At 59.1% G+C, this 25,136-nt stretch carries 19 protein-coding genes and 1 pseudogene; 10 read left to right on the top strand and 10 right to left on the bottom strand.

Going from position 1 to position 25,136, the window contains the following annotated elements; genetic code table 11:
* Positions 1-281: 281 nt before the first annotated feature.
* Positions 282-821, top strand: coding sequence for a dTDP-4-dehydrorhamnose 3,5-epimerase (gene rfbC / locus NKJ17_RS29200; protein ID WP_352691204.1), 540 nt, complete (start codon positions 282-284; stop codon positions 819-821).
* Positions 822-858: 37 nt separating this feature from the next.
* Here the strand turns inward: rfbC and NKJ17_RS29195 are convergent, their stop codons facing one another.
* On the bottom strand, positions 859-2,181 hold the full coding sequence (locus tag NKJ17_RS29195) for a DUF4910 domain-containing protein (protein WP_352691203.1): 1,323 nt from the start codon (positions 2,179-2,181) through the stop codon (positions 859-861).
* 5 nt (positions 2,182-2,186) lie between these two features.
* Entirely contained in the window at positions 2,187-3,248 is a 1,062-nt protein-coding gene (locus tag NKJ17_RS29190; protein ID WP_352507549.1) for an NAD-dependent epimerase/dehydratase family protein, read from the bottom strand.
* Positions 3,249-3,438: 190 nt separating this feature from the next.
* Between NKJ17_RS29190 and NKJ17_RS29185 the strand changes: the two genes are divergently transcribed.
* Positions 3,439-3,576, top strand: coding sequence for a hypothetical protein (locus tag NKJ17_RS29185; RefSeq protein WP_352691201.1), 138 nt, complete (start codon positions 3,439-3,441; stop codon positions 3,574-3,576).
* A 295-nt stretch (positions 3,577-3,871) separates the two neighbouring features.
* Here NKJ17_RS29185 and NKJ17_RS29180 read toward each other — a convergent pair whose 3' ends face one another.
* The 3 genes from NKJ17_RS29180 to NKJ17_RS29170 all read right to left on the bottom strand — a co-directional run bounded on the left by NKJ17_RS29180 (position 3,872) and on the right by NKJ17_RS29170 (position 7,477).
* Positions 3,872-4,456 (bottom strand): polysaccharide pyruvyl transferase family protein, encoded by a 585-nt coding sequence (locus NKJ17_RS29180; RefSeq protein WP_352691218.1) that lies wholly within the window; start codon positions 4,454-4,456, stop codon positions 3,872-3,874.
* A gap of 215 nt (positions 4,457-4,671) precedes the next feature.
* Positions 4,672-6,102 (bottom strand): DUF4214 domain-containing protein, encoded by a 1,431-nt coding sequence (locus NKJ17_RS29175; RefSeq protein ID WP_352691200.1) that lies wholly within the window; start codon positions 6,100-6,102, stop codon positions 4,672-4,674.
* A 307-nt stretch (positions 6,103-6,409) separates the two neighbouring features.
* Entirely contained in the window at positions 6,410-7,477 is a 1,068-nt protein-coding gene (locus tag NKJ17_RS29170; protein WP_352691199.1) for a glycosyltransferase family 2 protein, read from the bottom strand.
* Between the two features lie 269 nt (positions 7,478-7,746).
* On the opposite strand from NKJ17_RS29170, the gene NKJ17_RS29165 reads away from it, so the two are divergent.
* The 5 genes from NKJ17_RS29165 (at position 7,747) to NKJ17_RS29145 (ending at position 14,772) form a co-directional block, all read left to right on the top strand.
* On the top strand, positions 7,747-8,856 hold the full coding sequence (locus NKJ17_RS29165; protein ID WP_352691197.1) for a hypothetical protein: 1,110 nt from the start codon (positions 7,747-7,749) through the stop codon (positions 8,854-8,856).
* On the top strand, positions 8,853-10,346 hold the full coding sequence (locus tag NKJ17_RS29160) for a lipopolysaccharide biosynthesis protein (protein ID WP_352691195.1): 1,494 nt from the start codon (positions 8,853-8,855) through the stop codon (positions 10,344-10,346). Before NKJ17_RS29165 ends, NKJ17_RS29160 begins: the two co-directional genes overlap by 4 nt.
* 485 nt (positions 10,347-10,831) lie before the next feature.
* Positions 10,832-11,728: a glycosyltransferase gene (locus NKJ17_RS29155; RefSeq protein ID WP_352691193.1), complete on the top strand. Its 897-nt coding sequence runs from the start codon at positions 10,832-10,834 to the stop codon at positions 11,726-11,728.
* A 1,017-nt stretch (positions 11,729-12,745) separates the two neighbouring features.
* Entirely contained in the window at positions 12,746-13,699 is a 954-nt protein-coding gene (locus NKJ17_RS29150) for an oligosaccharide flippase family protein (protein ID WP_502906578.1), read from the top strand.
* An 80-nt stretch (positions 13,700-13,779) separates the two neighbouring features.
* The gene (locus tag NKJ17_RS29145; protein ID WP_352691216.1) at positions 13,780-14,772 is read left to right on the top strand and encodes a glycosyltransferase family 8 protein; all 993 of its coding nucleotides are present in this window, start codon (positions 13,780-13,782) and stop codon (positions 14,770-14,772) included.
* On the opposite strand, the pseudogene NKJ17_RS29140 reads toward NKJ17_RS29145, so the two are convergent.
* A pseudogene (locus NKJ17_RS29140) lies at positions 14,723-15,059 on the bottom strand (glycosyltransferase family 2 protein). The gene NKJ17_RS29145 and the pseudogene NKJ17_RS29140 sit on opposite strands and share 50 nt — an antisense overlap.
* A 137-nt stretch (positions 15,060-15,196) precedes the next feature.
* Positions 15,197-16,234 (bottom strand): glycosyltransferase family 4 protein, encoded by a 1,038-nt coding sequence (locus tag NKJ17_RS29135; protein ID WP_352507542.1) that lies wholly within the window; start codon positions 16,232-16,234, stop codon positions 15,197-15,199.
* Positions 16,235-16,663: 429 nt separating this feature from the next.
* On the opposite strand from NKJ17_RS29135, the gene NKJ17_RS29130 reads away from it, so the two are divergent.
* Positions 16,664-17,794, top strand: coding sequence for a glycosyltransferase family 4 protein (locus NKJ17_RS29130; RefSeq protein ID WP_352691191.1), 1,131 nt, complete (start codon positions 16,664-16,666; stop codon positions 17,792-17,794).
* On the opposite strand, the gene NKJ17_RS29125 is transcribed toward NKJ17_RS29130, so the two are convergent.
* Positions 17,787-19,019: a glycosyltransferase gene (locus NKJ17_RS29125; RefSeq protein WP_502906577.1), complete on the bottom strand. Its 1,233-nt coding sequence runs from the start codon at positions 19,017-19,019 to the stop codon at positions 17,787-17,789. The two genes, NKJ17_RS29130 and NKJ17_RS29125, sit on opposite strands and share 8 nt — an antisense overlap.
* A gap of 246 nt (positions 19,020-19,265) precedes the next feature.
* Here NKJ17_RS29125 and NKJ17_RS29120 point away from each other — a divergent pair, with 246 nt between their 5' ends.
* A complete protein-coding gene (locus tag NKJ17_RS29120) occupies positions 19,266-20,138 on the top strand; it encodes a glycosyltransferase family 2 protein (protein ID WP_352691213.1) in 873 nt (290 codons plus the stop codon).
* Positions 20,139-20,151: 13 nt separating this feature from the next.
* Positions 20,152-21,459, top strand: a complete 1,308-nt coding sequence (locus tag NKJ17_RS29115) for a polysaccharide biosynthesis/export family protein (RefSeq protein ID WP_352691189.1) — start codon at positions 20,152-20,154, stop codon at positions 21,457-21,459.
* A gap of 461 nt (positions 21,460-21,920) precedes the next feature.
* Here NKJ17_RS29115 and NKJ17_RS29110 read toward each other — a convergent pair whose 3' ends face one another.
* Together NKJ17_RS29110 and NKJ17_RS29105 are read right to left on the bottom strand one after the other, a co-directional pair.
* Positions 21,921-22,721, bottom strand: coding sequence for a sugar transferase (locus NKJ17_RS29110; RefSeq protein WP_352691187.1), 801 nt, complete (start codon positions 22,719-22,721; stop codon positions 21,921-21,923).
* A gap of 179 nt (positions 22,722-22,900) precedes the next feature.
* Entirely contained in the window at positions 22,901-24,718 is a 1,818-nt protein-coding gene (locus tag NKJ17_RS29105; RefSeq protein WP_352691186.1) for a GumC family protein, read from the bottom strand.
* Positions 24,719-25,136 lie beyond the last annotated feature (418 nt).

Here is a 25,136-nt window from a genome sequence, read left to right as displayed (position 1 = left end):
CTTTGCCGCCGCGCTCCGCAGGAGGTGCTTCTTTTATGGCAGCGGCAGCTTAGGACGGTGCGCGCGCGGGTTCGATTTGCCAATCCGTTGGGTTGCCTTAATCCTAATAGGCAAACCGTAGGGGCAGTGAAGCCGCCAAGACCCTCGATCGGGTAAGCGACCGGCCCGGCATACCGCCATCGGAGAAGCCACCTAAGACTTAGGTAGCTCTTCCAGCCCGAGCGGGCGATGCCAACAATTGGACTGCCGGTCCTTACCCGGCAACTGGGGCTAAGGTTGACATGCAGTTTACCGAAACGGAGCTGAAGGGTGTCTGGCTGATCGAACCGACGCCGGTGATTGACGACCGCGGTTCCTTCACCCGCCTGTTCTGCGAAAAAGAAATGGCTGATTGCGGGCTGGCGACGCGCTTTGTCCAGCACAGCCGCGCTCATTCGGTCGAAAAGGGAACCCTCCGGGGGCTGCATTATCAAGAGGATCCGTATGCCGAGGTAAAGCTTGTCTCCTGTGTCCGCGGCGCGATTTTTGATGTCGTCGTGGACTTGCGCCTGAACTCGCCGACGCGCTACAGCTGGCTGAGTTTCGAGTTGACGCCCGAAAACATGAAACAGGTCTACATCCCTGCCGGGTTCGCCCACGGGCTCCAGACCCTGACGAACGATGCCGAGGTCTCGTATCTCATATCGCAGTTCTATACACCCCACGCATCGAAAGGCGTCCGCTACAGCGACCCCGCCATTTCGATAAACTGGCCTTTGATGCCGACCTCCATGTCGGAGAAAGACAGGACGTGGCCGCTGGTCAAGAAGCCGGTCCCCTAATGAACCGAAAGACTGGAAGCGAAAGGTTCAACAGCGCTCATGGAGGCCCCTCGGCCAGGAGACCGTGATCTGACAGTAATCTCGCGGCGGCGGCCAATTCCCTGAATGGCAGACCCGAGCACTCCGCCATGGAAAGAAGCGAATGCTGTCCGTCGGCGAGATTGAGCACCCAAAGCAGGGACATCGAGGTTGCTCCCGAAGACTTCTGCCCTCCCAGGGCTGCGTAGAGGCCGCGTCTGCCGAGCTGTGGTTCGCCCTTGGGAAAAAGGTTCGAAGGCGTCCAGTCCCCTTCGACGATGTCGATCACATCCGTCAGAATCCGGAAGGAGTCTTCCAGGTGCTCCGGGCCGATGAAGTCGAGATTGTCCGCCGACGTGTGGTATTCGGGGAAGGTGCCGTGGACGCTTCGCTGAAACATGCCGACTGGAAGATTGAAGCCCGGCGAACAATATTGCCTCTCATCATAGCCGTAAGGGGAGAAATCCATCAACGTTGCCCCTGCTTCCTGCCCGAGCACATGGGCCATGGCACGGTCGATGAAGGCGTCGCCCTGACGACTGCGCTTATATGCCGGGCTAGCGGCATCGCCAACGCATGACAGCACCAGACCGTGGTCGATCAGATGTGTCCGGTCCTCGTTGAGCGACAGCCATGCGATCGAGCCGATCGTGCCCGGAGCGAACAGGAAGCGGTAGCTGTATCTTGTTTTCCTTGCCTTCAGGCGTCTAGCAAGGGTTGCCAGCAGGGCCAGGCCTGAACAGTTGTCGTTGGCCAGTGAGGGGTGGCAGATGTGTGCCGAAAGAAGGAATTCCCGCTCCGTCTGCCCGCAGTGCAGGTATTCGCCGTAAGTGAGACTGCCGTCCTTGAGTTCGGCATCGATCTCCACGCGATAGAGCCCGTCGGGCATCTTGGCGACACGTTCGTAGGCAACGCAGAAGCCCCATGCCGGGGCGTAATAGCAGGTGCGGTAGGGGATCACCTCTGGCTGTTCAGGCAGCGTATGGATGTGCGGCCGCAGTTCGTCGAGCGGCAGGACTCCCTTGAAGGGTACGCTGTAGTTGACGACGTGCAAGTTGGAGTCGGCGAAATCCACGACCGTTTTCCCGTCCGGGCCGGTGATGCTCGCCGAGCGGATGTTCCACTCCCTCGGAACAGTCCAGTCGAGCACCTGCGTCCCGGTGGGCACTTCGTGCCTTTCCAATTCAACGTGTCCCGATAGGATATCCAGCGTTTGTCGCACCCCGTCTCCGGTGATGCTCCTGCAGATCGGAAAGAGACGTTCGACCAAGGCATAGATTTCCTGGCCAACGCCGAAAGAAGACGGCGGCGGCCCGAGTCCGTAGGGGTTCAGGTGTTCCATTCCGATTACTCGGCTGCGACATCCAGCGTTGTCGAACGTTCAGCGACCCGCATGCGCCCGACTAAAAGTCCGTTGGCCAAAAGGTACCGGATATGGCCGATGCGCTGGAAGCGGGGCCCCTCGAATTCCTCGAGAGTAACATTCGACTTGCGGTAAGCTTGGTAAAGCTGCTCGGCACCCTTACGCGCATCCCATTGCGGTTTGAAGGCAGGCAGGGTACGCGCAATTTTGTCGAAGCTGACGCGATAGGATCGTTTGTCGGGTCCAGCATCGGACGCGAATTCGAGTCGGCAGCCCGGCACGACCTCGGCGACGATCTTGGCTATATCGCGGATCCTGTAATTGTGATCCGTCCGACCCACATTGAAGGCTTCGTTGTGAATGATCTCGCGCGGTGCTTCCAGTCCGGCAATAAACGCCCTGGAAATGTCCTCGATGTGGACGATCGGCCGCCACGGTGTCCCGTCGGATTTCAGGAGGATCACCCCTCTGGTAACGGCCCAGGCGACAAGATTGTTCAGCACAATGTCGAAGCGGAGCCGGGGCGACAGCCCGTAGGCCGTGGCGGGCCGGAAATAGGTCGGAGAGAAGCTGCTGTCGGCCAGTTCGGAAATATCCCGTTCGGAAAGCACCTTGGACCAGCCGTAGGGCGTAACCGGCTTGAGCTCGCCCGTTTCGTCGACCATTCCGTCGCCCGCCTGTCCGTAATTGCTGCACGATGACGCGAAGAGGAAGCGCGACACGCCCGCCTCCTTGGCCGCCTTCGCGAAGCGGACGCTACCCTTGTGATTGATCTCGTAGGTGATGTCTGGATCGAAGTCGGACAGCGGGTCGTTGGAAAGAGCCGCCAGGTGAATGACGGCGTCGAATCCTTCGAGGTCGCGCGCTTGCACGTCCCTGACGTCCTTTTGGATGGACGGGACGGAAGCCTGCTCTCCTCCCCAAGCAAAGGTGCAGCGCCGGTACAGGTCGCTATCGTAGCCTGTTACCGAATGCCCAGCACGGAGCAGCATCGTCACCATCACCGAGCCGATATAGCCTTGATGACCGGTTACTATGACTTTCATCGCACACCTCTTCTCGGGCGGATATGATCACGCAGAGGCTACGTGGGCTGAGAGGAGTGGGGGAGAACGCCAATGGGCGATCAGGATGCCCCGTTGGACGAAGCCTTACCGTCGGCTACCTCTTTCGGGCGGTGAGCCCCTAGTCCTTTCGACGGCTTTTCCGTCAAAGGATGGTCGAGAGCAGGAATTCGTGCTGGACTTCGAGGCTCTCCCTGAATTTTTCGACGCTGTTACGGACCCTGCGCGCATGTTCTTTCCCGATCGCCACAAGCCACTGCCTGATCAAGATTTCGACATCGAAGCTTTCGACGCGCTGGCAAAATTCTGACGGAACCGCTCTGACCGGGCAATTGGTCGTTCTTCAGCGCATAGCCCAGTGATATCCCGGGCTTTCCCGCCATCAGGGCGGCCACAATACTGGAAGCGGATCGCCACCACGAGATCGGTCAGGGCGAGTTGGCCGAAGACGTCGCGAAGGGAATGGACGGGTGGGCACGAAAGCCCTTGGGTATCAGTTTCGCCCAGGGCCGCCAGGACCGCCTCGACCGCGGGAGTATCACCTTCGTCGCCTGTGCGAGGGCGGACATTGTAGCCGCTGGCCAGGAGGTAGGTGACGAATATCGCTACTTTGGCAAATAAGATTCAGAGATGCCCAGCCCGCGCTCCTCGAAACCGCACCAGCCGCGGTAGTTCATTACGCCGACACCGACCGTGAGCGGGTGTGAAGGGTCGGCATTGGCAGATTGCGGAACGGGCAGCGTGAAAGCGAGATCGGGATCCATCGACTCCCGGCTGGTGTCGACGCCGACGCTTGCCATGAATTCCCTCGAGGCAGTGTCCCTGTAGCTCCGGTAGTCCGCCATGCGGGCCGCGCTTGTTATCAGCCATCGGCTGAGGCGATGTCCCACCGGCCCGGCACCTACACTGACAAAAGCAATGCGCGTTCCCGCGAGATGCGCTGCAAGGCACCATTTGAAGACGTCGAAGGGCATGCCCAACGGGCGGTCGCCGAAATAGTCAAGGATTCCCGTTCCAGGCACGACTATGACTTTCGCCTTGCGGATGTGCCGGACTGCACGGAGGAAATCCATCACCTTGCGGGGGATTTTCAGGAAAATGCAGTCGAGAAGGCCGGCGATCCCCTCTCCTCTCGCGATCCGGATCGGGAGCGTTTCGATGCCGAAAGTTTTGGCTACGGCTTCGGGGATCTGGCAGATGCAGAAGAGCCGCGCGTTGGGTCGCTTCTCCTTGAGGAACAGAGCATGGATTCGGGCGAGCCGTCATTGCCAAGGTTGCCGCAGCCGAACAGGCCCAAGATGGCGATGCCCGGTTCCCTGCCGCCGGCGGTTGCCGCTGCCTCGCCTTGCGGTCGTGGCAAGGCCGCGACCTCCCGTGGCTCACGTATGGCGCTCATTGGCTCTGCTCACTCAGGGTTCGGCACCGTGGAGGTTTCGCGGATGGCGGCGTGCCTGGATTTGAACTCCGCCGAAGTGATGATTCCGAAGGCCACGGCCTCACGCGTCATGGAGCCCGCACGCAACTGGCGGGCGTAGCTTTCCAGTCCGTAACCGTCCGCGGGATGGTTCAGAAGCAGCAAATACAAAAAACCGACATAGTCGCGGTCCGTTAGGCCGATCGTGGCATATCTGGTTTCGTATTCGTCCGAGCGCATCATTTCCATGATCATGTCGGCGAGTTTGGTGTCTCCGCTTTCAAGTGCCGCCGACCATTGATTCACGCTGGCCGTGTCGCCCTTGTGGCCAAGGATGAGGCAGTAGACGAAACTTGCCTGCCGCACCTGCGTGGACTGGTCTGCAGCCATGGTCTCGGTGTCGCAGTCCCGATGCGGCTTGGTCATCGGCAAAGGACCGCGGGTGAAGTCCCGTACCGTCTTGTAGGCAGGCTTCGGTTCACCGGTCACCCATTTGCCATCGGAGGGACCCACGAGCCTCACCAACCCCATATTGGCTTCGAAGCTCGGGGCCCAGTAGGTCTCATCGAGCAGTTCGTAGATGTGTGCGGCCTCGACCTTGTACTTCTCCTTGAGTTCGCGAAGCCGCGTCATTGCCTGCTTGATACCGTCGGCCTGCTGCCGCTCGCTGCGCTGACTTCCGGAAGGATTGTTGAATTCGGTGACCCAGATCGGCTTGCCATAACCAGAAATTTCGCGGAAAGCCCATTCTGGATCTTCGCCGTACATGTGCCAGACCGAGATATCCCAGGCGATCCCGTCGTGCTTCATCCGCGCGAACGCGCCGGTGTGGCCCCATCCGGCGGTGCCCAAAGCCTTCCTGATCCCCGGGTCGACCTCTGTCATGCCGTCGGACAGGCCTTTGAGGACGGCGCTCACCTTCACCCAGCGCGGGCCGAAGTAGTCGAGCGTTCCCGTTCCTCCTGCCGGCCCCCATCCACATGGATATTGCGAGCCGTCGTCGCGTTTCTCACAGGGCTTGATGATGGCATAGTTCTCCATCTCGTTACCGAGTTCCCAAACCCGAATGTCGTTCTTGAACCTGGTGCCGAGGGTGACCGCCAGTCTCCGGGCATTCCCGTAGAGCTCGTCCGGGTTGTCCTTGTCCAGGTCGACTCCGGGCGTGATGAGGGGCAGGATCTCGATCCCTCTCGTCTTTCCCGCTTCGACAAGGTGGGCAAGGCTATCTACCTGGTCCTCTGCCGTGACGTTGACCCGGTACGATTTGAGGCCGAGATCCTTGATGAAATCGAGTTGCCTTTCGACCGGGATGCCCGGATAGGAAACTATTGGATGGCCATTGATGCCCCAGAGGAAATCGGCGGATGCAGGCGCAGCTGTTGCGAGCAGGCAGGCCGCAGCGATTGCAAGACGAAACGACACGGCACACGGGCCTCCCTACCCCACTTCGAAATTCGGGATAGTGGGGATTGCGTACGCTGGGCGCAATTTGCTCATACGGTTGAGTGGAAGCTCTCGTTACCGCTTTAGACGGTGTTCATTCTCTAGCCTATTTGGACGGCATGACCTTTAGACGGTGTTCATTCCCTAGCCTATTGGACGGCATGACCTTCACCCGGTTTGTCAGACTATCCGAGCGGGACGCAGAGGAAGTGAAAGATTCTCCGATTTCTGTCTGCCGGATCTCTTTAAAAGCGCGTTGCGCCTGGCAAGATTCACGCGGGGTACTTCAAGTCTCTGTTTTTGTGCAATGCTTGCGGTTGGCACTCTGGTCCGCTGCACTAATACTTGGTCCATACGAGGCGGCACGACCTCTCTTATCAGCCCGTTCAAATACCTCGGAGAATACCACTCGGATCCGAGAGAGAACATCCTTTCTCCTGAAAAGATGAGCAACGGGAGGGAGGACTGCCAAATGCGGCGACAGGCTGAAGGCGAACTTGAACAGACCAAAGGCCTCACGATACCTACCCCGGATCAGATGTGATACGGCCGACCAGTAGGCATCACAGGCCAAACTCACTCGCGCGAGCATAAGCAACTTGCCTGATTGGTTTTTGACCATGCTGTAGGACGATAAGAAGGTCTCGATGGCCATATACACGGAATCCAGTCTAAGCTTGAAGTCCTGCCAGTAAGCGCTCGAAATATTGCTCCTGTGCTCCCTTCGAATTCCCTGAATAGTATTTGTCTCAGCAACATCCCCGATACTGGCCAGCCGCATCAGCATCTCAAGGTCATTGGTGAACGGCAATTCCCTGATGTAATAGCCTGCACGTTTCTGCGCGACCGTTCGTACCAATATGAACCCGACCGGCCGTTGCAAGGGGCGGCGGCAGACATCCTCTATATATTCTGATCCAGAAATAATTGTCCAAGCCGGCGGCTCTGCAGCGGTCAACTCGGTCGGCAGAGCACTCTCGACATTAAGGATTTGTGCCCCCCCTTGCGCGACGGTCAGTGTAGGATGTTTCTCCATTATAGAGATGGCACGTGACAGACTGTCGGGCACAAGAATATCGTCGGAACAAAGTATCATAAAGTAATCCGCTCTCGCCTGGTCGATGCCTTCGTTCATGGAGGCCATAAGCCCGACATTGACCGGATGGGCGATAACTTGGATCCGCGGATCGGCGGCCGCTAAAGCACGGGCTACCTCGAGGCTGTTATCAGTCGACGCGTTGTCTATGACGAGCACGCGCAAATTCTCTACATCCTGCGACAGCACACTTTTGATACAGCCGGGCAGGAAGCGCCCGAACTGATAGTTCGGAATGACTACGTCGACGCTGGGCATGAGCACACTCCAGATTATTGCACAGCGTCGGGAAACCGCTCCGCACTAGCGATCCGACATCTTCGCACCGAGCCGCTTTCGGTGGTCAGGAAGCTTCTGCGTGGGCCCACGTTTGCATCGTAACAATAGGATAGCTACTGGTCCACTCAATCAAAAGTGGAGGGTAGCTACCGCTAATTCGGGGCCGGCTGTCAGAGTCTAGAGATGGTATGGTTTTGACACTAGGCAAATGACATTGTTCCGGACCGCGCTGTGAACGGGGGTGCTGCATGTCACTGAGGGTCGGAGACTGGGTCGAGGTGCGGTCTAAGGAAGAAATCCTTCGTACACTCGACAAAAATGGTCGGCTTGAGAAGCTCCCTTTTATGCCACAAATGTTTCGATATTGTGGCCTCCGCTTTCGTGTTTACAAGCGCGCGCACAAGACATGTGACACGATCAACTTTGCTGGCGGACGTAAGTTATCCGGCGTCATCCATCTTGAAAAACTGAGGTGCGACGGCAACGCGTTTGGAGGCTGTCAGGCGGCGTGCCTGGTTTTCTGGAAGGAGGCATGGCTTAAGCCTGTGGACTCGCCGTCCTCGAATGGGGCTGTCTCGCTTCCGACTAAGATGGCGGACGGAAAGGGTTGCACAGAAAGCGATGTGCTGGCTGGTGCGCGCGCCAAGAATCAGCCTTTGTCGGGTGGTCCGAGATACTCATGCCAAGCCACAGAACTTCTGGAGGCGACTACCCCTCTTCCTTGGTGGGATGTTCGGCAATATGCGGAAGACTATGCATCGGGAAATGCCGGCGCATGGCGCCTCTTCGCCGGGTTCGTCTATGCAACGATATTCAGTTGCTATCATTACACGCGCCGTTTAGGCCTCACCAGGTTGTCCTTGGGTGTCAGCTGGGTTTATGACAAGGTGCAGCGCCTCTATGGTGGCGTTCCTTTCCCGCGATATCGGGGATCAATCCCTGCCGGCCAGCCGGTTCCGACTGTCAAGCTTGATCTCCAACCCGGCGAGTTGATCAGGGTTAGATCCTATGAAGAAATCCTCGCGACCTTGGATGCCGACAACAAGAGCCAGGGTCTTACTTTCGATGCGGAGATGGTTCCCTATTGCGGTCATATCTTCAAAGTCAGATCACGCGTGACAACGTTCGTTAATGAAAAGACCGGACTTCTTACCAATCTCAGAGGGCCGGCCGTTATCTTGGAGAAAGTCTGGTGCAACTCGCGGTATAGCGATTGCCGGATGCAGTGCCCAAGAGCCATCTATCCTTGGTGGCGAGAGATATGGCTCGAGAGGGCCTCTGGCGACATGACTGATCAGAGAAGGCACGCGCAGACCGCTCAAACGGAGCCAAGCGCACATGCAGCCAGTGATACATGACCGACAAGACCCCGACCGCGAAAGGCGAGCGCCGTAACCTTAAGAGCGAAGCCATTCAAAGTGGCGTTGCCAGGATGGTGAGCCAGGGCGCGAACCTGATGCTCAGGGTGGGCTACATTGCCATATTGGCACGCCTGCTCAGCCCTAACGATTTTGGTCTGGTCGCGATGGTGGTGGCACTCACAGGCATTTTGGATGTCTTCACCACCGCCGGGCTTTCCTCCGCGACCATCCAAAGGCATGAGATTTCGTTCGAGCAGGTCTCGGCCCTGTTCTGGATCAATGTACTGGTAGGGATCCTCCTCACACTGGTCTGCGCCGCAAGTGCCTACCTCATCTCCACCTTCTACCATGAGCCGCGCCTGCTCTGGATCACCATCGCGATCGCTCCAGGTTTCCTGCTTAACGCGGCCGGTGTGCAGCATGCCGCTCTGCTGGAGCGCAATCTGCGTTATGTCACCCTGAGCGGAATCGATACAGGCGCCCTGTGCCTGGGCATCATGGCCGGTGTGCTGCTGGCGTTCCGTGGCGATGGGTACTGGGCACTGATCGCCCCGACCCTTATCTCACCGGCGGTCAGCAGCCTGGGCTACTGGATCGCCACTGGGTGGATTCCTGGACTCCCTCGGCGCGGCGCCAATATCGGCTCGCTCTTGCATTTCGGTGGAATTGTCACGCTGAACGGCCTTGTCGTCTATATTGGCTACAATGCCGAGAAAGTCCTTCTCGGGCGGTTCTGGGGCGCCGGATCACTTGGATTATATGCCCGGGCCTTCCAGTTGATCGGCATTCCCACGGCGACCATCAACAGCGCCGTCGGTGCGGTACTGTTCTCGGCGTTATCGCGGATGCAGCATGATCCCGCGCGGTTACGGAACTTCTACCTCAAGGGATACTCGATCGTCATCGCGGTAACGGTTCCCATCACAATGTTCTCGTTCCTGTTCGCACACGAAATCATCACCGTGGTGCTAGGCTCGCAGTGGACGGAGGCGGCGACTATCTTCCGGCTGCTCACCCCTACCATCTTGGTGTTCGGGATCATCAACCCCACATATTGGCTGCTCATCTCGACCGGCAGGCAGAAGCGCAGCCTGTATCTGGCCTTTGCCATCGCCCCTCTCGTCATCGTTTCCTACTGCGTCGGGATTTCCTTCGGCCCCGAGGGAGTGGCTCTGAGCTACTCGACGGCGCTGCTGCTCTGGCTCTATCCCCACCTGGCGTGGAGCCTGCATCGTACGCCGGTTTCAGTCGGGGATCTGTTGCGGACGATCATGAGGCCGTGGATGTCCGGCATCGTGGCCTCGGCGGGTGCGCTGGCAGTCCAGCGCTATCTCGGCCCGGAGGTTCCTTCGCTTCTGCGGCTCGTGGCGGGAGGGGTGGTCCTGACCAGTATCTACGGATTCGTCTTGCTGTTCGTGTTGGGGCAGATCAAGCTGTTCCAGGATGTGCTGCTGAGCTTCCGAGGCGAGGCGCGGGCCGGCGCTTGAGGCAGTTGGCAATGGCGAGGCTTGGCGCGCAGGATGAATGTCTTGGCTGTGGAAACACGCCTTCGGATCGCCTGACGTTTTGGATAGATTGGCGCCGGGCGGCGAAACTCTTACTGCCCGAGAGAAGCCCCTAGGGGTAGGACATGGCTGCTATAGCAATCGTCCATAGCTATCCGTACGACGCTTTCTTCGGCGGGGACGGTGCCTATATTCAGGCCTTCGGCCAACATCTTTTGAAGTCCGGGCACGAGGTACACGGGTATGTATCCGACATAGCGCGCGGACGAAGGAGCCCAATCTGCAGGAGTGCATATGAAATAGAAGAATATTTTTCGTGGCAGGTTCGTAAAAGCATCAGGTTGGGCCGGAGGACATTTCTATCCACAGAACTGCTTGGCCTCAGAAATCTGGCCGGATCGTTCCTCGGACGGAGAGCCGCACCGGTTCCCCCAGGGACGGAATGTCCCGAGGGAGAAATTCAGTGGGTGCTGGAACGTATCGATGCACTGAGACCGGACGCAGTCATACTGTTCCATGAGGCGGTACATTTCGCTCCCTCTCTCTCTCGCAACGGTCACAGGATTTTCTCGCTCGTTGGCCATCTTCAGCACCGCAGTGGGGCGTCGCACTGGGAGGCTGGAGGAAACCATGGCGCGGGCAAAATCTTGGCTGAGGAGCAGAGACTGTCCCACTCGCTGAACGCGGCGGAGTGCGTCGGTTTCAACAGCAATGATGACGCTTCCTACGCCCGCGACCGACTCGGGGTAAGACACGTGATCCCTCTCGGCATGGGCTTCAGCAATCACGAAAAGCCGCCGGAAAGCAATGAGCCCGTCGTCCTCTTTGTTGGGAATGCCACAGACCCGAATCGTGCCGCGCTCTCGTGGTTCCTGTCGGAGATCTGGCCAGCGGTTCGAACCTTCTGCCCCACGGCAAGGTTTCGGATCGTCGGAACCATTGCCTCCACGCGTGAGGCTACGCCGGAGGCGGACGGCCTCGAGCGTGTGGGGCCGCTCCCGGACCTTGGTCCCGAATATCGACGCGCCCAGCTTGTCGTGGCTCCGCTCGTATCCGGTACTGCCGGCGTCAAGATCAAGGTGGCCGAAGCCATGTCTTACGGCCGCCCCCTCGTGACGACCTCAATAGGGGTGGACGCCGGTGACGCCCATCAACTCGATGAGGGAGCGATCGTCGCTAACGGCGCTGCAGACTTCGCGCAGGCGGTCATCGCGCTGTTGAGCAATACGGAACTCCGGCGTCAGAAATCCGAAGGTACTGCCCGTGTCTTCGCCAATCTCTTTTCTTACGATGCGTGCTATGGCCCGTTCCTGTCCTGGCTCGGCAAGGTAGGCCAGGTGGCTGAAAACAAGCCGCCTTCATAGATGGCGTAGGGAGGCAGGGCCTTCTCGAGCCTTAGTTGGATTGACGGAGCGATGTGACTCGGAGCGGGCAGGCAAAGAACACACGACTGATAGGGTGGCCGGCAGGCCCGCGGCGTCTGGTCCGTGCGGGTCGGTCCATTCGTTCATCGTGCTCTCCTGGAGATCAATCCGCGGACTGGCAGCCGCTTAACTGTCGAACTCCCCGAAATCGCCTTGGAGTGAAGAAGGGCAAGCATGCTTTCCGAGGCATGGCTTTTCGACAGCGTCTGCCTTGGCCAGCTCTCAAGCACGCAACCGCTATGTTGCCGGAGGGTGGCGGGCTGGTGCAAAACTCAATCATAATGTTGGTCCGCTACTCGGCTTCCCTGCCTTTCCTCACTCAATCCCCTTTCTGGCCATCTCGCGATCGGTGTCGTCGGCTACGCACTTGTCGTCGGATCGGGAAAAGCAGGTCCGCGTGTTGGGGGCATCGCGGCCTCCGGGGGAAATCGGCCGTCCACTCGACGACTGCAGATAGGGGGCTGCGTTTTGCACCGCTACTCCTTTAGACGGGGGCCTTCCCTAGCCTTTTAGACGGCATGACCTTCCAACCGGTGTGTCGGACTATCCGTGCCGCATCCAGGCGGCCGCGCCCGGCCTGTTGGGGAAGAAGGGCACGCATGCTTTCTGTAAAACGCGACTCCTTATGAGCACAGGTGAACGCTACGTCCTGCTCGTTACGAATTTTGTCACTGCAGCCGTAGTCTCGCGAATATTGACGCCCGAGGAGATCAGGTCTCGGTGATCGGCATGGCCATCCTGGCGATTGTCATGTCCATTTAGGGAGTTCTCCAGTTCGAACTTCCTCATCCAGCGCGACCCGTTCTTGTCGCCGTTCCCCTGGCGTGGCGTCGCTTTACGGGGAGCCGAATCTTGTTTCCTACTTACGGGTCATCTCGATCTGCCTTTTCCTCGACGCCTCATTCATCCTGATCAACGCTCTCCTGCGGCGGGAAATCCTTCGGCAAGGTAGCGGCCATCAACATAACAGGGACCACGACGGGTTCCGCGGCAACAATCGCGCTGGCGTTGGTGGGCTTCACCTACATGAGCTTCGCCTGGGGCTGGTTGATCGGCAGCGGTCTTGCCGCAGGCGTCGCCCTCGCCTTGCGACCCCATTTCTGGATGTTCAAGCCGTCCCTGGTCAACTGGCGCGGAATGACCTCGTTCGGTGGATACAACGGCGTTGTCGCCATACTTTACGGCATCTTTGACGCCCTGCCCCTACTCCTGTTGGGGCGCCTCGTGTCACCGCATACGGCAGCCTTGTTCAGCAGAACCCTCTTGATCGGCCAGATACCCGACAAACTGGTCCTCGGAGGTGCCATGACGGTCGTGCTGCCCGCCTTCTCCGCCGAGGTTAGGCAAGGCAGGGATTTGAAGGGCCCGTATCTCGCCGCCCTTTCTCTTGTCACCGCACTCCGCTGGCCCGCTCTCCTCGTGCTTTCGGTTCTGGCTTACCCCGTCGTGGTCGTGCTCAGTCATCAATGGATCGAGGTCGCTCCGCTCGTGCAAGTCGTCGCAGTCGCGCTCCTCTTCTCCTTCAGTTTCGAACTCAATTACCCGGTGTGGTTGCGGTGGATGCGACTTGTTTATCCGCGCACTGATCGTCTTCCCGCTTTCCGGCATTCTCCTGTCCATAGCCGTGATCTTCGGCGGACTGCAGGCGGCCGCCTGGTGCATGCTGGTGACCTTCCTTTCCAGGCATACGTTGCCTTGAGCTTCGTTCGGCGCAGGCTGGGACTGGGACATCGCTGCAGCGCTATGGAGAAGCGCTGTCGTGGCCATGGCGAGCGCGGCTGCTCCGCTGTCCGTGATCGCTTTGTCAGGCTCCGGCTTCGCCCTTTTGTTCGGGCAGGCATTCGGGGCGGGATTGTTTGCGTTGAGCGGATGGGCAACAGCATTGATTCTTACCCGACATCCGCTCTTTGACGAGATAATGAAGACCATCCCGGTATTCCGGCGAGCCAAGCTCCGCCCGGGTGAATGAGGCTTGCGCATAGGAGAATGTTCTGTCAGCAACTCCTTCGGAAACAAAAGGCTCTGCGATAGTCCTTATTTGTAACGAGAACTATTTGCTGCCGACCTTCTCGGCGGCTCTTTCGGCTGATCACCACACAGCGGCTGATGTGCCGGTCTATATATTCGTGGTCAATTCCGATCCCGGATGGGCCAGCCAGTTCGACCATGCGGTGGCGGGCACCAAGATCAGGATAGAGGCGGCTCATCTATCTCAGCTCGAGGAAGCAACCCGGTTCCACCGCGACAGATATCTGCCCGCGATCGCACTGGCTCGGCTCTGGTTCGACGGGTTGCTCGACCAGGAAATAGACAGATTCTTCTACATCGACGGAGACACGATGGTCGACGGAGAGTTGGACAGCCTCTTGGCTGTGCGGCCTTCCCCCGGAAGGATCATGGCGGCCCCGGATGTAATGCGCATGTTCATGGACGAGAAAAGCCGGGGCAAGAAGCACGAGCTCGCCTACCTGAACGGCTTGGACTGCGATGCAGACAGCTACTTCAATTCGGGTGTGATCTACACGTCGCGCGAGGCTTGGAACAGCATCGTTCCGGAGGCGCTGGAATTCCTATTCGAGCACCCTGAACGCTGCCGCTCGTCAGATCAGAGCGCGCTGAATCACGCCGCCTACGGCCGCGTTGATATGCTGCCGCTCACATACAACTACCAGAGCGAGCACATGATGGTCCTCGACCCGCGTAGGAACGGGTTCGCGCCGGCAATTTGGCACTTCACCGGCGGGCCAAAGCCTTGGGATAGGCCGGGATGGCCTTGGGACGAGTATTTTAACAGATTCCACCGGATGGCAGAGCTGCTGCTCGTAGACTGCGATGTGAAAACGCCGAAGCCGCCTGAGGCTCAGATGCGCGCGGGAATTTCGCATAGGCGGCGGACAAAAAACAGGCTCAACTGGATCCACCCATGGCGCAAGATCACGAGGAAGGCAAAAATCCTGCGACTCTTATCTGCCGGATCCCTTTAATTCCGACTTTTTCCGGAAGGGCCGCTGTTGCGCGTTTGAGCGCCTTCGCTCCGTGGCCGAGCGTGTCTGCTGCGAGAATGTCGTCGGCGCAAAGGTTCATGAAGTAGTCGGCCTCGGCCCTGTCGATGGGTTCGTTGAAGGAGACGTTGCGCCCAAGGTTTTTCTCGTGGCAAACGACTTCAACCCTCGGGTCCTGTGCCGCAAGACCTTGCCACCCCGATGCTATCGTCCGTCGAAGCGTTGTCGATGATGATCTCCCTGAGGCGTTCGACATCCTGGGACAGCACGCTGCCGACACACTCGGACAGAAAATGCTCGTAGTTGTAGCACGGTATAACGACGTCGAGGCTTGCCAATTGGCTCTCCCGCTAGCCCTTCACTGTTTTCGGCTTCCTGGCTCTGCTTGCCGCAGATTGCCAGCCGGTCAATTGCGGAACTCCCCAAAATCAGCGTCGACCTGTATCATGAGTTCGAGGTATTTCCACGCAATCCATCGCCAGGAATAACTGCTCGCCCTGGCGTATCCCTTGGTGATGAACCGCTCCCGCAACGCTGGGTCGAGCATCAGCAGGCGGACGGTTTCGGCCCACAAATGGACGTCGTCGGGATCGGCATAGAGAGCCGAATCCTCACAGATTTCGGGAAGACACGGCGAGGTCGAGGCCACGACCGGGCAGCCCGACGCCATCGCTTCGACGGCGGGTAGCCCGAAACCCTCGATCCGTGACGGGAACAGGAAGCACAGGGCGCCTTCGAGCGCCTTCTTAAAGTCGTCGTCCCCTATGCGGCCAAGGAGGACGATGTTCCCGGGCATTTCCGGGACGTACCGCAGGACCGTGTTCTCATTGACATCGCCGGGCATCCAGAGATCGAGACCCATCCCATCGAGGAGCGGGGCCAGCTTGGCGAGAAGCCCCATGTTCTTGTATTCTTGGTCCCGCCTTCCAAGACAGAGGACGTACGGCCTGCCGCGGTCCACGGTCAGTGACGATCTTGCTGCATTCCATCTCTTGGCATGGTCGCTGCCGTTGTAAGTGACGACGATGTTTTCCGCTGGCGCGATCCCGAATTTGACAAGATGGCTGCGCGAGAGTTGCGAGACCGTCGTAATGCGGGCGGCTCGCCTGCCAAGTGCCGGCAAGATCAGTCGGTGCGCCCACCTGAAACCCCGCCCGTAGCTCGACGGCATGAGCCTAGTGTGCATATCATGGATGCACGCGATCTGGCGCTTCAGCACGATGGGAGCGAGGTTGCAAAAGCTTAGCAATCCTCCGGGCACGTGCCAGGGCAACTGCGCCTGCACCCACAATTGGGGAAGTCGCGGCAAGTTGAATTCGGGAACGACTCGGGTGGAGATGGCGTTGAGGCGGAAAGGTTCGGAAAGCGGACGCGGCACCACGAGATCGATCTCCAGATCGCGACCAAGCGGGTGCCCTTCCGAAATGAGGGCGTCGAGAGCCATGGTCACCTCGCTGGCGTAGCGAGCTATTCCGGTCGGCCTGAGCGTGGTGAAGTCGCCGTTTATCGTCCAACGCCGCCTCGCAGTTTCGCTGTCCGCCCACGTCCTGCCGGGATGCGCGACCAGATATTCGGGATGTTCGGCAAGCGATCTCGCCAGCACTGTGTCGGCGCTGTTTCTGTTCACCTGTTTGGGCCGTCTTGGTGGCCACTTTGTCGTATCGGTTTCGAGATTGCCCATGTCGCTCCCCCGCCCTTTCGGCGTCGCGAGCCAGACTAGCATTCTCGGGGGTGCAAGGGTCCTCAGACGTTTGAGGTAGGCACACTATCCCCCTCGCCTATCTGGATGATTCCCGGTCAGCCCCGATGACCCAATGGCCGTGATGACCGCCCGTCTTCGCGGCTGCACACTGAGGGTTAAAAAGGGGAACGCATGGCACGGCGTTGGACGATAAATGGGCGTTTTCTTTCCCAACCGACGACAGGCGTCCAGCGCTATGCGCGCGAGGTCGTCCGTTCGCTCGACGCTTTGATCGCGGAACAGGAGCCTCTCGCGCGCGGTCTCGAAGTCGGACTACATTGTCCACCGGGGTCGGGCGACATCCCCCTCGTTTCCATCGAACGCCGCGAGATCGGCAGCAGGAGGGGGCATGTCTGGGAGCAGGTGCAGCTCCCGTCATCGCTAGACGGCAGCGGACTGCTCAGCCTCTGTAACACCGGACCGCTGCTTTCCCACAAGCACATCGTCTGCATTCATGACGCAAACGTCTGGAACGCTCCGCAGAGCTATTCCATCGCCTTTAGAATAGTGTACAGGAATCTGTTGCCATGCCTCGGCAAGACGGCGTGGGGTATTTCGACGGTTTCCGATTACTCGTTGGGCGAACTGGTCCGCCGCCGCATCATCCGGGAGCAACAGGCTTTCGTAGCGCCAAACGGCCACGAGCATGCTTTGCGGTGGAAGCCTGAACACTCGGCAGAGACACGCCTGGCGGCCTCGCGGGAAACCATCGTTATGATCGGCAGTGCCGCACCCCACAAGAATGTGGAGCTCATCCTGAACATGGCTGACCATCTTGGCGAGGCCGGACTCAGGATCGCGATTGTCGGGATGTCGGATTCCCGTGTTTTTAGATCACCATCAGCCCGGGCCGAAGCCCGAAACATCCACTGGCTAGGGCGCATTTCCGATGGCGAGTTGGCGGCCCTCCTTAGGGACTCACTGTGTCTAGCTTTCCCCTCCCTTTCAGAGGGCTTCGGCCTCCCGGTCCTCGAGGCGATGGCGGTCGGCTGCCCTGTGGTGGTTTCCGACCGCGCCAGCCTGCCGGAAGTCTGCGGGAGCGCAGCCCTGTTTGCACCTCCCGACGACCCGGAAGCATGGTTCGAAAGCTTCGTGCAGCTTCACGGTTCTCAGGCCTTGCGACTCCAGTTGATAGGCAAGGGCAGGGCGAGAGCCTCGGCATACAGTTGGAGGGCTACGGCCTTACGCTATCTCGAGGTAATGGCTGCCGCCGACGGTATCGATACGGAAACGAAGGTCGTCAGAGCGCGCGAACTTACGTGATCTCGTGAAGTGCCTGGACAGCTCCGAGCGATTCCAGGATCGCGCGGTCGAAGTTCTCTTCGGAGAAGCGTCCTGCATTCCTGGCGCAGGCGCGGGGCGTGATCGCATAGCTGTTCTCTTCGAACCATTCGACTGCCTCCTTGAGGTGATCGACAGTTTGAGCCTTGAACAGCACTCCTGTCGGTTCGAGGGATGATCCAAGGCGCTGCACGATGTCTGCCGCCCCACCGCGGCCGAAGGCAATCAGTGGCGTTCCGCAGGCCTGCGCCTCGGCCAGCGCTATGCCGAAATCCTCGCAGCCCGCAAAGACCATGGCCTTTGCCCGCGCCAAGGTGTCCACATAGTCTTTCCGAGGCAGATAACCCGAGAAGGTGACGTTCGAGCCGGCAAGCGCTCGCAGACTGGATGATTGCTGCCCTTCGCCAACGATGATTAGCCGCCGCGACGGCATTTCGTTGAAGGCCCGGATGACGAGGTCGGTGCGCTTGTAAGGGGCGAGGAAGGACGCCGAAACGTAGTAGTCGTCCTTGTCCTCCACGCAGGGCAGTTCTCCCAGAGAGACCGGCGGGAAAACGACGCGTGCCTGGCGCCCATAAATGTGCTGGATTCGGGAGCGGACGTAGTTCGAATTCGCGAGCATCATATCCGGGCCGTGCGCGGTTCTCGTGTCCCATGTCCTCAGCCGATGGAGCATGTACCGATAGAGCATTCCCTTGGGACCGAAACCAAGCCGCGCTTGCTGAAGATAAGAAAACTGCTCGTCCCAGGCGTAGCGGACGGGGCTGTGCACATAACAAAGGTGCGGTTGGTCCGGCCTGGTGATCACGCCGCGCGAAAATGCGGCTGACGACGAGATCACCGCGTCGTAACCTGTCACATCGAACTGTTCGATCAGGAAGGGACAAAAGAAGAAGAGAGACCTATAGAATTTGTGCACCATTGGTATGCGGTTGGCTGCGGACGTATGGAATTCTACATCCCGGAAATATTGCTCCTTTACATCGGCTGGCAAGAAATCGAAGAGCGTGAAGACTTCGGCATTAGGAAACTGCTTGCAGATTTGCGCCAGAACCCGTTCACCTCCCCGGAAGTTCGGGCACCAGTCATGAACGACCGCGATCTTCGCGTACCTGTCGACGCCAAGCCCCGGCGCGGCGGGCAACTCCTCGATGGGCACGTTGACCTTGGCCGCGATGGCCAAATCGGAAGAGCGTTCGTGGAGCATGGTTCGCCTAGCCTCAGCAGGCCAGCAGTTTCCATTCCGTGTTATGGCTCCGGCAAGTTGTCCGATCGGTTACAGGCTGATCCGGGTGCATGCCTACCTAATACATTTGGCTGTGGGGCATTCACCCGCAGTACTCACAAAGCCTGTGTCCGGAGGTAGGCCAAGCTCCTGCCGTCTCCTTTTATGCAGGCTGTCTCGGTCCTCTCGTCGGCTTACGGTCCGCGGGAATCGAAAACGGGATCCAGCATGAGACTCACCGTAATCATCCCCACTCTTGGCCGCAGCGGACAGGTCGCGCGCCTGCTCAGATATTTGGGTGGCCAGACGAGACTTCCCGACGAGGTCATAGTGTCGGCGCCCGACGCCGCGCATGTCGAGCTGCCGGAAAGCTGTCCTTTCCTTTTGTCGCTCGTTTTCGGGCCGATAGGATCGTCTGCCCAGCGGAACACGGCTCTTATACCTTCCCTGGAGCGCTTCGATATCATCACATTCTTCGACGACGATTTCGTTCCGTCCGCCGAATACCTGGAGCAGGTCGAGAAAGCTTTCGTGGAAAATGACGGATGGGCGGTGGTGATGGGCATAGTCGTCAAGGACGGGGCCATGAATGCCGGCCTGACCTGGGAAGATGCTGAAGCCGCCCTGCGGGCAAGCGAGGGCAAAAAACATGATGGACCATCGGTGGTAGATCATGTCGGTGCATACGGATGTAACATGTCCCTCCGTTCCTCCTTGGTGGGCGGTTTGCGCTTCGACGAGCGCCTCGTCTTGTACGGCTGGCAGGAAGACATCGACTTCACCAGCCAAATGAGATCCAAAGGCCGAGTGGTCTGCGTGACTTCAATCAGGGGCGTCCATCTCGGCATCAAGACAGGGCGTGTCAGCGGAGAGCGGTTCGGATACTCCCAGGTTGCGAATGCGATCTACCTGATCAAGAAGGGGACTGTTCCGGCCTCTTTCGCACTTCCCCTGATGTTCAGGAACATAGCGGCCAACCTCGCAAAGAGCCTGTGGCCTGAGCCGTTTGTCGATCGGAGGGGCAGGCTCAGGGGCAACATGCTCGCGATCCGGCACGTGGCCACAGGACGGATCGAACCCGAATACATCCTGAAAATCTGATGTGGGGAAGACAATGCGAAAATGGCTGGTCAGGGTGGTGGCGGCTTCACACGTGGCCGCGGCCTGCCCCTTGCCGACGGTGGCTGCCGAGTATCTCCTGGGACCTCAGGATAAGGTCAGGCTCAAAATTTACGAGTGGCGCGCATCACGCGATGTGATCTTCGAATGGACGGCTCTCAACGACGAGTTCGTTGTCGGCGCCGACGGCACGCTCTTCCTTCCATTTGCGGGCCAGATACGCGCGCAAGGCACCGCCCCCGGCGACCTCGCCCGTGCGATCAGCGACCGCCTGATGCAGCATATGGGCCTCGGCCGCCAGCCGGATGTCGCCGTCGAAATCGTCCAGTACAGACCGTTCTACATAGTCGGCCACGTCGCGCAGCCCGGCGAGTTTCCCTATAGGCCCGGACTGACGGTGCTGCAGGCGGTGGGGATCGCGGGCGGCCTGCGGACACGCGAGGAAGACGTCTTGAGACTCGAGCGTGAAGTGATCGCGGGCCAAGGTGACGTGGGATTGCTGGCGCTGACCAACGTCAGCTTGCTTGCCCGCAAGGCGCGACTGGAATCCGAACTGGCTGGCAGCAACGACATCTCTTTCCCTGCAGAACTGAAGAACAGGGCTTCGAATGGAACGGTGGGATTGACGATGGAGCAGGAGCGCAAGATCTTCGCTGTTCGCAAGGACGCGCTGACGACGCAACTCCGTGCACTTCACGAACTCAGGGAGTTCCTGGAAAACGAACTGGTCTCGCTCGAGAAGCAGCTGACCTTCCACGACAAACGGGTCGAACTCGTCCAGAAGGAGCTTGCGGGCGTTTCGACCCTTGTCGAGAAAGGGCTTGCGGTTGCTCCGCGGGAATTCTCTCTGGCGGGAATGGTCGCCCAGATGCAAAGCGACCGGTTGGCTGCCGAGACCTCGCTCTTGCGGGTCAGGCAGGAGATAAGCAAGACTGACATCGAGATCCTCGACCTCAGCAATCGCCATACCAGCGAGGTCGCCGAGACGTTGAGGGAGACGCAGCTACAGCTCAATGAAGTCGGCAGTAAAGTCGACACCGCAGTACAGTTGCTGCACGAAACCGAGGTCACGGCCCCTGCTCTGCTCGCCCTCAGGGAACGCTCCGAAAGGGCCAAGCCGATCTTCAAGATCGTGAGGACGTCCGACAGCGGCACGGAAGAACTCACGGTTGAGGAAACGACGCCGGTCGAGCCCGGCGATACCGTGAAGATCGAGATCCCACTGCCGCAGTCAGGCTTGGCTGCGCTGCCTGCAGGCGGCAGCTCTCAGGCGGAGCCGATAGCGGTTCTGGGCGCCAACTGATCAAGTTGTATGGTCCAGCGCGGCCTTCGCCTCGTTCGCTCGTTGATCGGTCACCCACAGAATTGACGCGTTGGCGTGAACCGGGGCAGTTGCCATGTACTTTGAGGCACCCTATCAGGGAGCCGCCAAACGTGACAGAAATCACACCCTGACTGAACCTTCCCTGCCGCAAAGAGCCAATTGGTCCCGCGGGATACCAGTGGAGATATCGTGCTCATAAGTGTAGTGGCCGTATCGGCGGTCGGCGTTATGTTGGGAGTGCGGTTCAAGGCTCCCGCCCTTATCGCGGCCACCGGCCTGCTACTGATCGGGAGTTTTGTCTGGAATACTCTAGGGCTGCCGGGCTACGTGACCGTCACCAAGTTCCTGATCCTGGCATTCGCATTGGCCTGCGCTTATATCGTAGGTCTGTTCCTTTCCGTGCACCGGAGGCGGAACAAACGGTGATCGCCTTGCGGACTTCAGCAAGCTCTGTCGATGCGAATGACCGCAAAGACGGTTCTGAACAGGATCACGACGTCGACCCAGACCGACCAGTTCCGCACGTACTGGCTGTCCAGCGCTACGCGGTTGGCGTAGTCCATGCTGCTTCTTCCGCTCACCTGCCACAGGCCAGTGAGTCCCGGCCGCGTCCGAAGGTATTCCCCCAGGTGGTCGCCGTACCGTTTGAGTTCGTCATTCACGATGGGCCTTGGACCCACACAGCTCATGTCGCCGCGGATGATGTTGAAGAGCTGGGGGAGTTCGTCCAGGCTTGACTTACGAAGCATCCACCCAAGGAATGTGACGCGAGGATCGTCCCGGATCTTGTGGGTTTCCTCCCATTCCAAGATGACTTCCGGATTGGCTTTGAGATATGCTTTTAGAACTTCTTCCGAATTGGCAACCATCGAGCGGAACTTGTAACAATTGAACGGTTTCCCGCCGAAGCCAACTCGGCTGTGCGAAAACACTGCCGGGCCTCCCGCCGTCACCCTGATCAGCAGGGCGACGACGATCATCACTGGCGCGGCGATCACAAGTGCCATGACCGCTACGAGCAGATCCATGATCCGCTTCAGGAGACCTCCCAAGGGAGGTTCCGTCGCTCCTGTACTGGTGGCGGGCGACAGGTCTGTCAACACTGTCCCGGCACTGTCCTGGTCGGGCGCGGGAATAACGTGCAGTGCTATTGTTCGGCTGTCGGTCGCCGCCAGTCGAGATGACTCAACCCAGATCGGGGTTCCCTGATGCGACGGCTTCTCGACGGCATTCGTTGTCATGGGAGGGTCGCTGTTTCGAATTGTTCTCCACACTTTTCCAAGGTCGGAGCTCGTCGGCAAGAAAGGCAAAGGAGGTACCGTGGCGGTCCTGAACTATCCCCCTAATCCCGCGCTAATCCCAAGGAATGATCCCCCACACGCTTTTTGCGACTTTCGAAGGCGAATACCTCGCCATCCGTTCATGCTTTGCGGTGCTTGGCGCGCGCCTTCGTCAGAAGCACGCCAAGGACGGGCGTCCTGCTGGCCTGCAGCGTTCTGACTAGTCCTCGCAACGTTTCGACGTGTACCTTACCCCACTCGGCGAGGATGACCACGCCGTCCAGGACGGATCCGACCATCAGCATGTCGGCTCCCGAGGCAAGTGTCGGCAAGTCGAAGATGACAATGTCGTAGGGGGTAATGTCGCAGGCGGCAAGGTCCGAGAGAAACGCCTCCATATTACGTGGTGCCAGCAGGTTCTTGGCCTGGACGACCGAACTTGGAAGCAGGTCGAACGACCGCCCCGGAGCGCAGACGATGTTGAGCCAGACAGGATCTTGGAACGGTTTGTCCAGGGCGCCCGATGGGCCGAGTAGCCGCTTGGTCATAGCCGGCCGCCAGACGTCGGCGTCGATCACCAATGTCTTCAGGCCGGACATCGCGTAAAGGGTGGCAAGATTGCTGGCAACGGAACTCTTCGAACTGTCATTGGATACAGCGGTTAACCCAAGGAATTTGATCGGGTGGTTGGTTTCCGCAAGGCTGATTTCGGTCCTCGCTTTCCTGAGGCTCTGGCTGTATCGGGAGTGCGGATATCTTGCCACTTCGTCGACGTGGCCTGATGCCCTCCTCCTGCTGATGGCCGGCAGTTCTCCGACGCATTCCACACCTAGATTCTCCCGGATGTGTCGGGGCGACCTTACGGTCCAGTCGAGCGTATGCCTTGCTAACGAAACGCCGATACCGAGAATGAACCCGGAAACCGCCGCGAAAGCCAGCATCAGCTTCGGCCTTGGAGCGCTCGGCTGGAGCGGCGCCGTCGCAGCTGTAATCACCCTTGCGTCTGCAACCGGGTATGACTGCTGGCTCACCGAGTTGGTGTATGCCTGCAGGAAGCTTTCATACATCTTCTGGTAGGTTTCGGCAGTTACCTCAAGCTCCTCAAGCGTCGGGACGGTGTTTGCCCCGTCCTCCGCTTCGCCTTCTTCGCCGACGCTGTAATCGTGCCGTGAACGGAACTCCTGCGCTTTCGCCATGGCCCTGTTCATCTGGGTGCGCAATTGGCGAAGGCGCTTCTCCAGCCATGCGCCGCCTTCCCTTGCTGCCTCGGCCTTTGTTTCGATCTGCTCACGCACGAAAGCATCGGCAGTGGCGTTCGCAATCCTGGCTGCGCCTTCGGGATCAAGTGAGGTGAAGGATATGTTGATGGCGTAGGAAACGCCGACTCTGCGGATGTCGAGGCCTTGGCGGAAAATCAACATGGTGCGCCGGGACTTCTGGTAATCGGTCAGCATCACAGGCGTCTCAGGCACGTCCAAGCCAGAAAACTCCCAAAGCGAGGTGAGCCAAGCGCTTTTCTGGAGCTCGAAAGCTTCAACCAGGATCGCTTTTATTTTCCTGATTCTCTCCACCAAAATCGGAACCTGTGGACGGTTGAACTTGGGATCGTCAACGAGTTTCAACTGATCGAGGACCATGACCGCAATCTTTTCCGACTGCATGACTGCGATCTGGCTTTCCACTTGGGCAGTGTCCAATGACAGATTGACTTCGCCCCCCTCCTGCAGGTGTTGCGGCAGTTTCGGCTCGATCAGGATTTGCGTGCTGGCAGTGAAAGCTGGGTCGGTGGTCAAATTGTGAAACCAGGCCACCAAGACAGCTGCGGCCACACAGGCAATGATCGTTCCGAAATAGCGCCTCAGAAATCCGGCTATATCGGCGAGGCTGATAAACTCCTGACTAGCGGAAGGCTGCAAGTCAGTTGTCGAGGCCCATTGGTGGGGGGATATGCGATCCAATCACGTTCTCCAGCACGCGTGCGGAAAAATCCTGCGCGCACGCCGTCTCGACGCAAGCGGTCCATGGCATTCGGCCGATGTTTTCATGAAAGCGAAGGCCCGGCGTTCCCAGAGTGCCGCAAAAGGCTATCCCTGCGCCAGGAAACGTAAACGCCGCCAATGGGCGTATAGCCTACGCCCTATGGGAGGGGAGAATGCGCGGCAGGCCTCGTTCTCGATCTGTCGACAAATGATATTGCGGTTCCAACGAGACCCGCCGTCCGCGGTTGATCGCTACATCCCGCGTGAGCGTATCGATCTTCGTGCACATCCGTTCCGGGTCTCGCCGTTTTCGATCGCCTCCAGTGCGAACGGCGCACAGTCCGTCATCCTTCTTCGCACGGGGGGCGGAGTTCCGCGGATGCCGTTGGATTTCCTT

The organism is Mesorhizobium sp. M0208, from assembly GCF_040322015.1.
Taxonomy (GTDB): domain Bacteria; phylum Pseudomonadota; class Alphaproteobacteria; order Rhizobiales; family Rhizobiaceae; genus Mesorhizobium.
This window is presented reverse-complemented; position numbering and strand designations above follow the sequence as displayed.

Coding starts and splice junctions, on each gene's coding strand:
- NKJ17_RS29195 (WP_352691203.1), bottom strand. CDS start 2,181: ATGGAACACCTGAACCCCTACGGACTCGGGCCGCCGCCGTCTTCTTTC.
- NKJ17_RS29130 (WP_352691191.1), top strand. CDS start 16,664: ATGGCACGGCGTTGGACGATAAATGGGCGTTTTCTTTCCCAACCGACG.
- NKJ17_RS29170 (WP_352691199.1), bottom strand. CDS start 7,477: ATGCCCAGCGTCGACGTAGTCATTCCGAACTATCAGTTCGGGCGCTTC.
- NKJ17_RS29135 (WP_352507542.1), bottom strand. CDS start 16,234: ATGGCTCTCGACGCCCTCATTTCGGAAGGGCACCCGCTTGGTCGCGAT.
- NKJ17_RS29160 (WP_352691195.1), top strand. CDS start 8,853: ATGACCGACAAGACCCCGACCGCGAAAGGCGAGCGCCGTAACCTTAAG.
- NKJ17_RS29110 (WP_352691187.1), bottom strand. CDS start 22,721: ATGACAACGAATGCCGTCGAGAAGCCGTCGCATCAGGGAACCCCGATC.
- NKJ17_RS29190 (WP_352507549.1), bottom strand. CDS start 3,248: ATGAAAGTCATAGTAACCGGTCATCAAGGCTATATCGGCTCGGTGATG.
- NKJ17_RS29165 (WP_352691197.1), top strand. CDS start 7,747: ATGTCACTGAGGGTCGGAGACTGGGTCGAGGTGCGGTCTAAGGAAGAA.
- NKJ17_RS29120 (WP_352691213.1), top strand. CDS start 19,266: ATGAGACTCACCGTAATCATCCCCACTCTTGGCCGCAGCGGACAGGTC.
- NKJ17_RS29115 (WP_352691189.1), top strand. CDS start 20,152: ATGCGAAAATGGCTGGTCAGGGTGGTGGCGGCTTCACACGTGGCCGCG.
- rfbC (WP_352691204.1), top strand. CDS start 282: ATGCAGTTTACCGAAACGGAGCTGAAGGGTGTCTGGCTGATCGAACCG.
- NKJ17_RS29125 (WP_502906577.1), bottom strand. CDS start 19,019: ATGCTCCACGAACGCTCTTCCGATTTGGCCATCGCGGCCAAGGTCAAC.